Raw genomic sequence first — 14,178 nt, 5'->3', positions numbered from 1 at the left:
CGGGGACTGCTCGGGGACGACTACTCCGGGGTGACGTCCAGCGCGTGTCCGACCAGGGACAACAGGGTCTCGATGACCGAGATCCGGCGGCGCGCGTCCATGATCATGACAGGTATGTGTGCGGGAACGGTGAGGGCCTCGCGCACGTCCTCGGCCTCGAACAGCTCGCTGCCGTCGAAGTGGTTGACCGCGACGACGTACGGCAGCCCGGAGCTCTCGAAGTAGTCCAGCACCGGGAAGCAGTCCTTCAGCCGGCGGGTGTCGGCCAGGACGACGGCACCGATCGCGCCCCGCACGATGTCGTCCCACATGAACCAGAACCGCTGCTGGCCCGGCGTGCCGAACAGATACAGCACCAGGTCGTCGTCGAGCGTGATGCGGCCGAAGTCCATGGCCACGGTCGTGGTCAGCTTGCCCGGCGTCGAGGTGAGGTCGTCGGTCTCCTCGCTCGCCTCGGTCATCAGCGCCTCGGTCTGCAGGGGCGTGATCTCCGAGACGGCGGTGACCAGTGTGGTCTTGCCGACGCCGAAGCCGCCGGCCACGACTATCTTCGTGGCGACGGGCGCTCGGGTGCGGTCCGTCTGCCAGGACCTCAGGTCCTCGTCGGGCTCGACGAACGGGGTGGTGACGCCGGAGGCGGCGGCGTCAGAGACGACGGAGTCCACTCAGCACCCTTTCCAGCAGAGCGCGGTCCGGCCGGCCCGTGCCGTGGCCGGTTCCGGTGCCGTACACACGGATCTTTCCCTGGTCCGCGAGATCGCTGAGGAGCACGCGGACCACGCCGAGCGGCATCTTCAGCAGCGCGGCGATCTCGGCCACCGTGCGCATACGGCGGCACAGTTCGACGATGGCCCGCATCTCCGGCATCACCCGGGTGGTGAGGGAACCATTCGTCAGTTCCTTGCGCTCCTCGGGCGCCTCCAGCGCGGCCGTGCTGCCGACGAACGTCTCGACGAGCAGGACGTGGCCGAAGCGGGTGCGGCCGCCGGTGAGCGAGTAGGGGCGCACGCGGGCGGCCTTGCGGTCGCCGCCGCGGACGGGGAGGTGGGGCCTGCTGTTCGGGGCGTTGCTCATCGGGTACTCCCTGCCGACGCGGTCTCGAGGGATTTCCGTAGCTCGCTGCGGAGTTCGGGAGTGAGGACGTGGCCGGCCCGGCCGACGAAGAGCGCCATGTGGTAGGCCACCACGCTCATGTCGCAGTCCGCGGAGCCGTGCACGCCGAGCAGGGAGCCGTCGCTGATGGACATCACGAACAGGCTGCCCTCGTCCATCGCGATCATCGTGTGCTTCACGCCGCCGAACTCCATCAGCTTCGCGGCGCCGATGGTGAGGCTGCCGATGCCGGAGACGATGGTGGCGAGGTCGGCGGAGGAGCCGCGGGGGCCGGTGGGCCTGCCGTTCCTGGCCTCTCGGGCCTCTTCGTTGCGGGCGTGGTCCGAGGAGAGCAGGAGCAGGCCGTCGGAGGAGACCACTGCGACCGACTGGATGCCCGGCACCTCCTCGACCAGATTCGTCAACAACCAGTGCAGGTTGCGGGCTTCACTGCTCAGTCCGAAGGTACTGGGCGCGGTCAACTGCTTGCCTCCTCGACTGTGCCCCCCGTGGCTGCTTCGGATTCACTGCTGGGTGTCTTGTTCTGGCCGGTCTGTTCGGCGATCTCCGCCTGTACGTCGCGGTAGCCGGCCTCGGCTCCTCGGCGGAAGCCGCCGAGCCTTCTGCGGAGGGCTTCGGCGTCGACGCCCCCGGTCCGCTGCCGCGGGGCCTGGGCGGGCGCGGTGATCTTCGGAGTGCGCTTCGGCAGGCCCTTGTCGGTCACCTGCTCCTCGGGCTCCTCCCCCTCGTCCCGAGCACGCTCATGCGTGTCCGGGCCGATCGCATACGGGTCGGGGGCCGGAGCCTCCTCGGTCGCCCGCGCCTCCTCGGTCTCCGTCTCCTCGGCGGGCGCCGCGGCCTGCTCCGGGATCAGGAGCTCCATGGTGGACTCGGCAGGAGTCTCCGGTTCCGGTACGTCCTCGTCGGCTGCGTCCTTGTCAGCCACGTCCTTGTCGGCGTCGCCCGTCTCCCGTACGGCCTTCTCCGCCAGCGCCACCAGCGGGTCCCCGCCCTTGGTGCGGCCGCGCAGGACGTTGGAGTTGGCCTCCGCGTCGGCGCCCGGCAGGGAGAAGGAGTGCGTGCCGCGGGCTGACAGGTCGGACGGGACCGCGGCCGCGGGGGCCGCCGCCAGCAGCCCCTTGGGCAGGACCGCGACCGCCGCGACGCCGCCCTGCTTCTGCTCGCGGAGCTGGACGCGGACGCCGTGGCGGTGGGCGAGGCGGGCGACGACGTACAGGCCGAGACCCAGGCCGTCCTCGCCCTCCTGGTCGTAGGAGGCCTCGGGGTCGAAGTCGGCGAGGCGGGAGTTGAGGCGGGTCAGGCGATCGCTCGTCATTCCGATGCCCTCGTCCTGGACCGAGAGCATGACCTCGCCGTTCTCCAGCAGCCAGCCGGAGACCTCGACGGGCAGGTCGGGCGGGGAGAACGCCGTCGCGTTCTCCATCAGCTCGGCCAGGAGGTGGGAGAGGTCGTCGGCCGCGAAGCCCGCCACGTGCGCGTGGGGCGGAAGGGCGGCGATGCGGACGCGCTCGTAACGCTCGATCTCGCTGACCGCCGCACGGACGACGTCGACCAGCGGGACCGGCCCGGCGTGCTGCTGGACGTGCTCGGTGCCGGCCAGGACGAGGAGGTTCTCGCTGTGCCGGCGCATGACCGTGGCGAAGTGGTCGAGTTTGAAGAGCGTGGCGAGCCGGTCGGGGTCCTGCTCGCGCTCCTCCAGGCCCTCGATGACGGCGAGCTGGCGCTCGACGAGGCCGAGGGTGCGCAGGGCGAGGTTCACGAAGGTGGACCCGATGGTGTCCCGCAGGCGCTCCATCTGGGCGGCGGAGGCGGCGAGTTCGGCACGCAGCTCCTCGCGGGCGTCGGCCATCTTCTGGCGCTGGCCGACGAGGTGCTTGCGGTCGGACTCCAGCGTGGTGATGCGCTCGTGGAGAGCGACGGCGTGCGTGTGCAGGGCGTTGACGGAGTCGACGACCTGGGCGAACTCGTCCTTGCGGCCGGTGAACTTGACCGGTTCCTCGGCCGCCGGGTCCTCGGCCCGGGCGAGGCGCGCGGAACCGAGGCGGAGGACGGCGAGGGGGCGGGTGAGGCTGCGGGCCATGCCCGTGGCGACGCCGACCGCGAGCAGCATGAGGGCACCGAGGACGGCGATGCGGATCTCCAGCGCGGTGACGTCGTCGTCGCGGAGCTGTTCGAGGTCCTTGGTGCGGCGGTCGTAGAGGGCGGACTCGACGCCGCGCATGGCGTCGACGCGGGCGGACAGGGCGTCCTCGGCGCGCCGGGTGTTGGTGGCGAGGTCACGGTCGGAGAGCGTGGTCTGGTCGGTGAGGGCGGTGAGATAGCGCTCGGCCGTGTCGACCTCCGGGCCGGTGACCGTGGAGTCGTACGAGGTGCGCGCGCTCTTCGGGGCCGTGGCGCGGAAGTCGGCGAGGGCGGCGTCGGAGCGCAGCCGGGCCTGCTGGGCGGCGGCACTGAGGGCGGCGCGCTGCTTGGCGTCGGCGTCCGAGGAGGTCTTCTGCGTGGTCGCGAGGCCGGTGACCGGGTCGATGACGGTCTCGGTGGTGGTCGGCACGCTGAGGGCGGCGAGCAGCAGCCCACGGGCGGCGGCGGCCTGCTGTACGGCGGAGTCCAGCTCGGCCAGCGCGTGGGCGCCGGCGCCCGCGCGGGGCGGCATCTGCTCGGCCAGCCGCTCGGCGAGCCGGTGGAGTTCGGTGATGGCGGCCGAGTAGGCGCCGTGCGCTTCCAGCGCGCTGCTCTGGCCGGTGAGCGCGGCCCGGCGCACGGCCGCGATGCCGTCGAGGTCGTCGCGCAGGGAGGCGGGGGTGTCGGTGTCGGTGCGCAGCTCCTCGACCTGCCGGTCCACGCGGGCGCTGCGCTGCTCGCTGGGCGCCTTGGACTTGGGGCGGCCGGCGGCGATGTACGAGGTGACCTCGTCGCGCTCGTCGGCGAGGGAGTGGGCGAGGGTGAGCGCGTCCTCGGTCTGCTCGGCGAGGGTCACCAGCTGCTGGGAGTCGTGCAGTTGCCCGGAGGCGGCGACGACCGAGGGGACGCCGGCCCCGGCAATGGCGGCGGCCACGACGGCCACGGCGACGATCAGTCGGTTCCGTACGTGAGTCGGGCGCCCCTTGCCGGCGGGTGTGACATCGGTGGTGGTGCCGGGAGTGGGCTGGGTGCCCCCTGCGGAGGCCGTCTGCTTGCCTGAGCGACGAGGCCGCATCTTCTGCACCGGTGCTCGCATTCCTGACTCGTGATACCCATGGGTCCGGATGACGCTTCGTCAATTACCGCCGACCGTACGTACACCCCTCCCCCAAGCTCGCGACTTGGCTCGAGCAGGGGGTGCCCTCACCGGTTCCCGACCCTCCCAGTGCCGGTGGGCAACGGCCGCGCATCACCTGACCCGCCACCCGAAGGAGTGAACCCCGGAGGAGAGTTGGCGGGCAAGTTCCTCTGGCTCGCACACATGCCTTGCGCGGCGGGCCGGTTGGACGTCGGCGGCACACGATGGCAGTATTCGCCGCCACGTCTTGCCGGAGCCAGCCATTCCACCCTAAATCAGGCGTCTGACCTGCGCGACTGTACCCATTCGGCGACCGATGGAGCCCCTTCGCAAACCTTGTGAAGGCCTCGTGCAGACTGGCCGGATGCGAACAGAGCTTGTTTCGGAGCCCGGCCATCCGGCCCGCCCCAACGAGGACTTCGCGAGTGTCGCTCTTCCCGCCTCGGGACAGGGCGGCGTCCTGGTGGTCCTGGACGGTGTGACCCCGCCAAGGGGTGAGACGGGCTGTCTGCATTCCGTCCCCTGGTTCACCGCCCGACTCGGCGGAGCGCTGACCGAACTGACCGTTTCACTCCCTGATGTTCCCCTCGCCGACGCATTGGCCCGCGCCATCGCACGTACCGCTGAGGCCCACGCCGCAACCTGTGACCTTTCTCACCCACGCACCCCACAGGCAACGGTGGCTCTGGCACGGTGGTCGGCGGAGGCGGTGGAGTACCTGGTCCTGTCGGACTCGGCGCTCCTGGTGGAGTCGACGGACGGCGCGATCACGCCCTGCCTGGACGACCGCCTCGCGCGCCTGCCGCGCGCGTCCCTGGCCACGGACGCGCTGATCGACGCGCACATCCGCAACAAGGAGGGCGGCTTCTTCACGGCCGCCGCGGATCCGTCGGCGGCGGCGCGTGCGGTGACGGGGGTGCTGGCGCGGGGGGACGTGCGGACCCTGGTCGCACTGACGGACGGGGCGACCCGATGGGTGGAGAAGTTCCGGGAGGGGGACTGGGGGGACTGCTTCACGTTCGTACGGAAGGAGGGGGCGCGGGCGCTGGTGGATCGGGTGCGCGCGCTGGAGCTGGCCGACACCGAGGAACGGACGTATCTGGGGCGGAGCAAGACGCATGACGACGCGACGGTCGTGTACGCGGAGTTGTGACGACTCACCCTGCCTGACCGGCTGTTCACGTATTACGGTCGCAGGCGGTTGAGTTCGCGGGCACAGGGGGGCTGGAACATGGCTGGGACTTCGAGAGCTGCCAGGACACTGACGTGGGTGGCGGCCGTCCTGTGTGCGGCGGGCGCCGTCGCGCTCGTGCTGGTGGCCGTGCTGGTGGACCTGGACACCGCCGACCGTACGGCGAGTGTGGTCGGCGCGATCGCGAGTCTGGCGGGGCTGGTCGTGGCGGTGGTCGCGCTCGCAGGGAACGGCGGTGCGGGCGACCGCCGTATCGTCCGGGCCCGGGGACGGAACGCCACCGCGGTGCGCGGCAATGTCGTCGGCAGCGCCTTCGGCGCCGGCAGCAAGGTGTCCGGGACGATTTCCGGTCCCGCGCCGGGCGGGTCCGGAGCCGCCGGAGCCTCCACCGGCGAGGTCTCGGCGCGTGGCACAGGCGCCTTCGCCGCCGAAGGGGACGTCGTGGGCAATGCCTTCGGGGAGGGCAGCGAGGTCGAGGGGCAGTGACGTTGTTCTCGTGGCTGAAGCGGGGATCTCGTACGGCCGGGACCCCCTCCCACACCGACCGCGGTGCGCAACCGGGGCGCGTCGACGTCAGCGGCAAGGGCGCCATCGGTGCGGGCCGCGATGTGGCCGGCAACGCGATCGGGCCGTACAGCACCGTGCTGCACATCCAGCAGTTGGTGCAGCAGTTCGGCACGGTCGGCGCGGATCACAAGCCCCTGGAACCCGCCGACATCGAGACCGCGGTCGGCGACTACGCGACGCAGATACGGCACCGTTACGGACGGCTCGACCTGGAGGTGCTGATACCGACCGACGACGGTGACAGCCACCCTCCCGTGCAGTTGCGGGAGGTGTTCGTGCCACCGCTGCTGCGCGCCGACCCTCCTCAGCCCGATCTCCCGCCCGAACTCCACAAGCGCCTGATCGCCAGCGGCGAACTCCCCGCCAAGGAGGAACTCCCGCCGGGGATCAAGAAGGACTCGCTGGAGCGCCTCCGGCAGTCCTACCTGGACCGGCCGCCCGTGCCGATGTTGGACGTCGTCACCGATCCGCACGCGAAACGGCTGGTCCTGCTCGGCGACCCCGGGGCGGGCAAGTCCACCCTGGGCCGCTACCTGGCTCTCGGACTGACATCGGACACTCCACCGGAACCGCTGGCCGCGCTCACGGGCTGGCTGCCGCTGGTGGTGGAGCTGCGCAAGTACGCCGAGGCACAGTGGCGGGACCGGACGTTCGAGGACTTCCTCGACCACCTGCACCGGATGGAGCGGATGTCGGTGCCCCGCAGCGTGCTGGACGCCTGTCTGCGCGGCGGACGGGTGCTGGTGATCTTCGACGGTCTGGACGAGTTGTTCGATCCCGCGGTGCGCGAAGAGGTGAGCCGCCGGATCGTCGGCTTCGCGGCCCACTACGAGAACGTCCGGATCGTGGTGACCTCACGGGTCATCGGATACAAGGCAGCCGTCCTGGACGGGGCGGGCTTCAAGCACTACATGATCCAGGACCTGACCGAGCAGCAGATCGGCGAGTTCGCCAAGCGGTGGTACGACAACGTGTGCCGGGAGGATCCCGCGCCGAGCGAACGTCTGTGCCACCGGATCACGGCGGCGGTGACCCACTCGCGTCCGGTACGGGAACTCGCCGGAAACCCGCTGCTGCTGACCATCCTCGCCGTCATCGGCCGACGGCAGGAACTCCCCCGTGACCGGCAGGGCGTCTACAAGCACGCGGTGAGCGTCCTGATCGCACGCTGGGACCAGGAGACCAAGCACCTCAAGCCGAACCAGGACGTCGAGGCGCTGAAGTACCTGGACGACAAGGACCGGTACGACCTGCTGCGGCTGCTGGCCCGCCGCATGCAGGACGGGGAAGGCGGCATCGCCGGCAACCACATCCACGGTCCGGAGCTCGAGGCCACGTTCCAGGGCTACCTCCAGGACATCCTCGAACTGCCGCAGCCAGAGGCCCTGGCGGCGGCCCGGGAGATGAAGCGGCAGTTCCAGGAACGGAACTTCATCCTGAGCCGCTTCGGTGGCGAGGTGTACGGCTTCGTCCATCGCGCGTTCCTGGAGTACCTGGCGGCGACGGACATCGCCCGCCGGTACGCCGCCCGGGAGTGGACCCAGGAGGAGCTGATCGAACAGGTCTTCGTCCGCCGCGCACCCGACGCGAACTGGCACGAGGTGCTCCTGCTGCTCGTCGGTCTGATCGAGGAGGAGGTGCAGGTCCAGGATGCGGCGCGGGCGATCGACGCGCTGCTGGAACTGCATGAGCGGGCGGGCAGTTGGTACGACGCGAAAATGCTGGTGCTCGCTGTGCGGGCGCTCGCGGAGATACGCAAGATCGGCCGGCTGGGACCACAGAGCAGGGCCGTGGTGAACTGCCTGATCGACCACCTCGAACGTCCCTACGACAGCAACCTGTCCGCGGCACTGCCCGCCCTGGCCACCTTCTCCCCGCACTGGACCGGCCGCGGACGCTTTCTGCGCTGGTTCCATATGCGGGGACAGTTCCAGTCGAACATGAGCACATCCGCCGCTGCGGCCTGCAGCCTGTACCACGAACCGGAGGTCCCGACGCTTCTGGCACGACACGCCTGGTCGGGGGAGCTTCGGAGCGCGGCCCTGCGTCTGGTCGCCACCCGCTGGGCGGCCCGTCCGGGAATCCGTTCCCTCATCCTCGACCGCGCCGTCGAAGACCCCGCCGCGAGCGTTCGGGGCACCGCGCTGAGCGTGTTGGCCGAGCACTGGACCACCGATCCGGACATCCATGCCCTGATCCGTGCCCGCGCGATCGACGACACCCACGAGCAGGTCCGGAGCTCCGCTCTCAGGACGCTGGCGAGCACCTGGACCGACGACGCGGTGATCCAGCGGCTCATCCGCGATCGCTTCATGACGGACCACAGCGACTCTGTCCGGCTCACCGCATGGGCGGTGCTGGCCGAGCACTGGCCGAAGGACTCCGACACCCACTCTCTGGCCGGCGCCATCGCCGTCCAAAGCGACGACGCGAGCATGCGGTTCGAGGCGCTGGCCTACCTCGCCGAGCACTGGGCGGACCGACCCGCCACCCATGAGCTGATGTCCGAGCGCATCACCGCGGACCGCGACGAAAGCGTGCGCGGTACCGCCATGAGGTATATGGCCGAGCATGCCCGGGACAGGACCATCGCGTACGAGCTGATCCGCGACCGAGCCGTCAACGACGACCACTGGGTGGCGCGCGACGACGCGCTGGAGATTCTCGTCGAGTACTGGGCCGACCGACCGGACGTATACACGCTGATGCGCGAACGCGCAGTCGAGGACGACGACTACTACCTGCGCCGCACCGCCCTCACCTTCATCGCCGAACACTGGGGGAACGAGTCCGGGGCCGACGAACTGGTCAGATCCAGGGCGGTGAACGACAGCCACAGCTTGATCCGTTCCGCGGCGCTGGAGAGGTTGGAGAGGCACTGGTGCGAGGAACCCCGCACCCATGCCGTCCTGCGGGATCGCGCCATCAACGACGACGACACGGCAGTCCGGGGGGAGGCGTTGGACCTCCTCGCCACACACTGGCGCAGCCGACCCGACACACTCGCGCTGCTGCGCGCGTGCGCGGCCGACAGATCGGAGGGCTCCCTGCGGCTCGCGGCTCTGAGGCTTCTCGCCGAGCACTACCGGGACGAGCCCGACACGCATGAGCGGATCCGCGACCACGCCGTGGACGCTGATCCGCATATACGCGTGACCGCGCTCACTCTGCTTGCAGAACAGTGGCGGAACGAACCCGGCACCCATGAGCTGATCCGCGACCGTGTCACCGACGACAGCGCGGCGCACCGACGGGCAGTACTCACCCTGCTCGCCAAGTACTGGCGGAACGACCCCGGCACGCACCAGTTGATCGAGGACAGGGCCGCTCACGACCCTGATGAAGACGTCAGGAGGGCCGCGATCAACCGTCTCTCGGCCCACTGGTCCACCGCCCCCGGTTACGTCGGACTGATCCGCGACCGCGTGGTCCACGACCCGTCACCGAAGATCCGGTACTCCGCCCTCCAGCGATGCGCCTGCGAAGAGCCCACCCAGGACACCCTCGACCTCGTACAAGACCGGCTGAGAGGCGACGCCTCCCCCGAAGTCCGCATCGCCGCGGCCCGCATCCTGGCTTTTGCCTGGCCCGGCCACACTGACACGGCCGCTCTGCTGGACGACCGGGCCCGGAACGACGAGGACGAGGAAGTCCGTGAGGAAGCCGCCCGCGCTCTCCTCGCGGCCAGAGCGCTCGCCCCCGTCCAGGACAAACTCCCTTGAACCGGCCCCGGCGCCCCTACTTCTCCATCCCCCGGTTCAGCTGGTTCAGCAACCGCGCCAGCTCCGCGACCTCATGCCGGTCCCAGTGGGACAGCTGCTCGACGTACCGGGCCCGCCGTGCCTCGCGCACCTTCTCGACCCGGCCCCGTCCCTCTTCCGTGAGGTGCACCAGCCAGGCCCGCCCGTCCGCGGGGTCCGGCTCCCTGGCGACCAGGCCCAGGTCCTCCAGGGCCCGCAGCTGCCGGGACATCGTGGCCTTGCCGACGCCGATGTAGGCCGCGAGCTCCGTGGCCCGCTGGCGCCCGGACTCACCCAGCCGTACCAACAGGCCGTACGCCGCGGACTCCAGGTCCGGATGGACCGCGCGGGCCATCTCGCCCTGCTTGGCCCGGGCACGCCGGAACAGGACCGTCAACTCGCGCTCCAGGTCGAGGAATTCAGGCTGGCCCATACCACCACCGGGCGTGCCGGGTTCGGCTCGCCGCCCGTCGCCGTTTCCGTCTTCGTGCACGTCAGCCCCTGCCTCGCGTTTCCCGATCCTGAAAGTTTCCGCCGACCGCCGTCATCGCCGCTGCTCCGCCAGTATTTCGCAGGCTCAGACCAAAGGCAGCCTCCGGACCCCCTTCCACCTGCGCTTCTCCCTGCCTGGCTTCGCCACCGGAGGCTTGACTGGCATGCGCACGCCATAGCCGCCACCCCCGACGCCCCGCGTTTCCCCACCGAGCACCACCGAGCCTTCGGAGGCACGCTATGCCCGTGCACAGACCCGAACCGCTCCGCCCCCGGCGCCCGCGCCTAGCCGGGCTCCTGCTCACCGCCGTCCTCGCCCTCACCCTGGCCACACAGCCCTCCCCCGCAACGGCCGACGACGACATCCCGGCCCGCGGCTCCGCCCACATGGGCATGGGCGTCGCGGCCCACGACGGCGTGCACGGCCTCCCCGTCGGCACCCTGGCCACCCAGACGGAAGGCGTGGACGTCTCCAGCTATCAGGGCGACGTCGCCTGGTCGACCCTCTGGAACAACGGGGTCAGATGGGCCTACGTGAAGGCCACCGAGGGGACGTACTACACGAACCCGTACTTCGCCCAGCAGTACAACGGCTCCTACAACGTCGGCATGATCCGCGGCGCCTACCACTTCGCCACCCCGGACACCACCAATGGAGCAACCCAGGCCGACTATTTCGTCGACCACGGCGGCGGCTGGTCCCGCGACGGCAAGACCCTGCCCGGTGCCCTCGACATCGAGTGGAACCCGTACGGCGACGACTGCTACGGCAAGACCCAGAGCGCGATGGTCACCTGGATCCGCGACTTCCTGAACCAGTACAAGGCCCGCACCGGCCGCGACGCCGTCATCTACACGACCACCAGCTGGTGGACCCAGTGCACCGGCAACTACAGCGGCTTCGCCTCCGCCAACCCGCTGTGGGTCGCGCGGTACGCCTCCACGGTGGGGGATCTGCCGGCGGGCTGGAGCTACCACACGATGTGGCAGTACACGTCCTCCGGACCGACGGTCGGCGACCACAACAAGTTCAACGGGGCACTGGATCGCCTCCAGGCACTGGCGAACGGCTGACCGACGGCCGTAAGCCCCGCTGACCTACGGCCGTAGGCCTGATGTACGGCGAAGGCCCGGGCCTCCCTCACGAAAACCCGGGCCTTCCCTATCCGGTCGCGTCCGTCACGCCGCGACCGGAACCTCCGGCACCGCGCCGCTGGCGGCCGGCGACAGTGCCAGCTCCAAGACCTGGCGGACATCCGTCACGGCGTGGACGTCGAGCTTGTCCAGCACCTCGGCGGGGACGTCGTCCAGGTCGGGCTCGTTGCGCTTGGGGATGATGACGGTGGTGACGCCCGCACGGTGGGCCGCCAGCAGCTTCTGCTTGACGCCGCCGATCGGGAGGACCCGGCCGGTCAGCGACACCTCGCCCGTCATCGCCACGTCCGTGCGGACCAGACGGCCCGACAGGAGCGACGCGAGCGCCGTCGTCATCGTGATGCCCGCGCTCGGGCCGTCCTTGGGCACCGCGCCCGCCGGGAAGTGGATGTGCACGCCCCGGTCCTTCAGGTCGGCCACCGGCAGTTCGAGTTCGGCGCCGTGGGAGCGGAGGAACGACAGCGCGATCTGAGCGCTCTCCTTCATCACGTCACCCAGCTGGCCCGTCAGCGTCAGGCCCGCCGCGCCCGTCTCCGGGTCGGCCAGCGACGCCTCCACGAACAGCACGTCACCACCGGCGCCGGTCACCGCGAGGCCGGTTGCGACGCCCGGGACCGCCGTACGCCGCTCGGCCGGGTCCTGAGCCGACTCCGGCACGTGGTGCGGCCGGCCGATCAGGCCGCGCAGGTCGCCGTCCGTGATGGTGAACGGCAGTTCCTGCTCGCCCAGTTCGTGCTTGGCCGCTACCTTGCGGAGCAGCCTCGCGATGGACCGCTCCAGGTTGCGTACGCCCGCCTCGCGCGTGTACTCGCCGGCGAGCCTGCGCAGGGCGCTCTCGTCGATGGCGACCTCGTCCTTGTCCAGGCCCGCCCGCTCCAGCTGGCGCGGGAGCAGGTGGTCGCGGGCGATGACGATCTTCTCGTCCTCGGTGTAGCCGTCGAGGCGGACCAGCTCCATGCGGTCGAGCAGGGCCTCGGGGATGGCCTCCAGGACGTTGGCCGTGGCCAGGAAGACCACGTCCGACAGGTCCAGCTCCACCTCCAGGTAATGGTCCCGGAAGGTGTGGTTCTGGGCCGGGTCCAGCACCTCCAGCAGAGCCGCCGCCGGGTCGCCGCGGAAGTCCGAGCCCACCTTGTCGATCTCGTCGAGGAGCACGACCGGGTTCATGGAGCCGGCCTCCTTGATGGCCCGCACGATCCGGCCGGGCAGCGCGCCGACGTACGTACGCCGGTGGCCGCGGATCTCCGCCTCGTCCCGGACGCCGCCGAGGGCCACGCGGACGAACTTGCGGCCCATGGCGTGGGCGACGGACTCGCCGAGCGAGGTCTTGCCGACGCCGGGCGGGCCGACGAGGGCCAGCACGGCACCGCCGCGCCGCCCGCCGACCACACCGAGCCCGCGGTCGCTACGGCGCTTGCGCACCGCCAGGTACTCGGTGATCCGCTCCTTCACGTCCTCCAGACCGGCGTGCTCGGCGTCGAGGATCTCCTTGGCGCCCTGGATGTCGTAGGCGTCCTCGGTCCGCTCGTTCCAGGGCAGTTCGAGGACGGTGTCGAGCCACGTACGGATCCACGATCCCTCGGGCGACTGGTCGCTCGACCGCTCCAGCTTGTCGACCTCCTTGAGCGCGGCCTCGCGGACCTTCTCCGGCAGGTCGGCGGCCTCGACGCGGGCGCGGTAGTCGTCGGACTCCTCGCCCTCCTTCTCGCCGTTCAGCTCGCGCAGTTCCTTGCGGACGGCCTCCAGCTGACGGCGCAGCAGGAACTCGCGCTGCTGCTTGTCGACGCCCTCCTGGACGTCCTTGGCGATGGTCTCGGCGACGTCCTGCTCGGCGAGGTGGTCGCGCAGCTGCTGGGTGGCGAGCTTCAGGCGGGCCACCGGGTCGGCGGTCTCCAGCAGCTCCACCTTCTGCTCGGTGGTCAGGAAGGGCGAGTAACCGGAGTTGTCGGCAAGGGCGGAGACGTCGTCGATGGCCTGGACGCGGTCGACGACCTGCCAGGCGCCGCGCTTGCGCAGCCAGGCGGTGGCGAGGGCCTTGTATTCCTTGACCAGTTCGGTGACGTGCCCGGGCAGCGGCTCGGGGACCTTCTCGTCGAGCCGCGCGCCCTCGACCCACAGCGCCGCACCCGGCCCGGTCGTCCCGGCGCCGATCTTCACCCGGCCGCGACCGCGGATCAGGGCGCCCGGGTCACCGTCGGCCAGCCGGCCGACCTGCTCGACGGTGCCGAGCACACCCGTGCTCGCGTATGTGCCGTCGATGCGTGGCACCAGGAGGACCTTCGGCTTGCCGGGTTCCGAACGGGCGGCGGCCTGCGCGGCCTCCACCGCGGCCCGTACATCGGCGTCGCTCAGATCCAGCGGGACCACCATCCCCGGCAGCACGACCTCGTCGTCGAGCGGCAGCACAGGCAGGGTGAGCGGTGTGGACGTCGAACCCATGATCTCCCCTTCGGCAGTCAAGTTGAGTTATGCCGACTCAATGCACGAGGGACCTTGAATGTTCCCCGACCGCCGTTCGCTGTGAGCGATCACTCTCTCGACGCGCTGTGAACTGGGGTTTCGCGGTCGGCGGCGGGCACCCGGGGGGACTTGAGGACTCACGTAGAACGGTTGCCGGGGCGGGGGTCTTCCCGCGCGGAGGGCGGTCTTCCCGCGCTGTC

General features: G+C 70.5%; 10 protein-coding genes. 4 read left to right on the top strand and 6 right to left on the bottom strand.

Features of this window, described 5'->3' with window-relative positions:
- Positions 1-20: 20 nt before the first annotated feature.
- From ACQEV2_RS28810 to ACQEV2_RS28795, 4 genes are read right to left on the bottom strand one after another with little or no spacing between them, the layout of a single operon-like run.
- Positions 21-665 carry a GTP-binding protein gene (locus ACQEV2_RS28810; RefSeq protein WP_433047575.1) on the bottom strand — a complete coding sequence of 215 codons (645 nt, stop codon included), beginning with the start codon at positions 663-665 and terminating at the stop codon, positions 21-23.
- A complete protein-coding gene (locus ACQEV2_RS28805) occupies positions 646-1,074 on the bottom strand; it encodes a DUF742 domain-containing protein (protein ID WP_433047572.1) in 429 nt (142 codons plus the stop codon). The genes ACQEV2_RS28810 and ACQEV2_RS28805 overlap by 20 nt, the downstream gene beginning before the upstream one ends.
- A complete protein-coding gene (locus ACQEV2_RS28800; protein WP_433047569.1) occupies positions 1,071-1,574 on the bottom strand; it encodes a roadblock/LC7 domain-containing protein in 504 nt (167 codons plus the stop codon). Before ACQEV2_RS28800 ends, ACQEV2_RS28805 begins: the two co-directional genes overlap by 4 nt.
- Positions 1,571-4,330, bottom strand: a complete 2,760-nt coding sequence (locus tag ACQEV2_RS28795) for a sensor histidine kinase (protein WP_433047566.1) — start codon at positions 4,328-4,330, stop codon at positions 1,571-1,573. The genes ACQEV2_RS28800 and ACQEV2_RS28795 overlap by 4 nt, the downstream gene beginning before the upstream one ends.
- A gap of 406 nt (positions 4,331-4,736) precedes the next feature.
- Between ACQEV2_RS28795 and ACQEV2_RS28790 the strand changes: the two genes are divergently transcribed.
- From ACQEV2_RS28790 to ACQEV2_RS28780, 3 genes are all read left to right on the top strand, one after another.
- The gene (locus ACQEV2_RS28790) at positions 4,737-5,525 is read left to right on the top strand and encodes a protein phosphatase 2C domain-containing protein (protein WP_433047563.1); all 789 of its coding nucleotides are present in this window, start codon (positions 4,737-4,739) and stop codon (positions 5,523-5,525) included.
- 117 nt (positions 5,526-5,642) lie between these two features.
- A complete protein-coding gene (locus ACQEV2_RS28785; protein WP_433047560.1) occupies positions 5,643-6,050 on the top strand; it encodes a hypothetical protein in 408 nt (135 codons plus the stop codon).
- The gene (locus tag ACQEV2_RS28780; RefSeq protein WP_433047557.1) at positions 6,047-9,853 is read left to right on the top strand and encodes a HEAT repeat domain-containing protein; all 3,807 of its coding nucleotides are present in this window, start codon (positions 6,047-6,049) and stop codon (positions 9,851-9,853) included. Before ACQEV2_RS28785 ends, ACQEV2_RS28780 begins: the two co-directional genes overlap by 4 nt.
- Before the next feature lie 16 nt (positions 9,854-9,869).
- On the opposite strand, the gene ACQEV2_RS28775 is transcribed toward ACQEV2_RS28780, so the two are convergent.
- Entirely contained in the window at positions 9,870-10,364 is a 495-nt protein-coding gene (locus ACQEV2_RS28775) for a MarR family winged helix-turn-helix transcriptional regulator (RefSeq protein ID WP_433047554.1), read from the bottom strand.
- A 239-nt stretch (positions 10,365-10,603) separates the two neighbouring features.
- Here ACQEV2_RS28775 and ACQEV2_RS28770 point away from each other — a divergent pair, with 239 nt between their 5' ends.
- Entirely contained in the window at positions 10,604-11,437 is an 834-nt protein-coding gene (locus ACQEV2_RS28770) for a lysozyme (protein WP_433047551.1), read from the top strand.
- Positions 11,438-11,542: 105 nt separating this feature from the next.
- Here ACQEV2_RS28770 and lon read toward each other — a convergent pair whose 3' ends face one another.
- The gene (lon, locus tag ACQEV2_RS28765) at positions 11,543-13,957 is read right to left on the bottom strand and encodes an endopeptidase La (protein ID WP_433047548.1); all 2,415 of its coding nucleotides are present in this window, start codon (positions 13,955-13,957) and stop codon (positions 11,543-11,545) included.
- Positions 13,958-14,178 lie beyond the last annotated feature (221 nt).

The organism is Streptomyces sp. CA-251387 (assembly GCF_050936625.1).
GTDB lineage: Bacteria > Actinomycetota > Actinomycetes > Streptomycetales > Streptomycetaceae > Streptomyces.
Note: the sequence above shows the minus strand (reverse complement) of the source record. Positions and strands in the feature narration are given on the sequence as shown.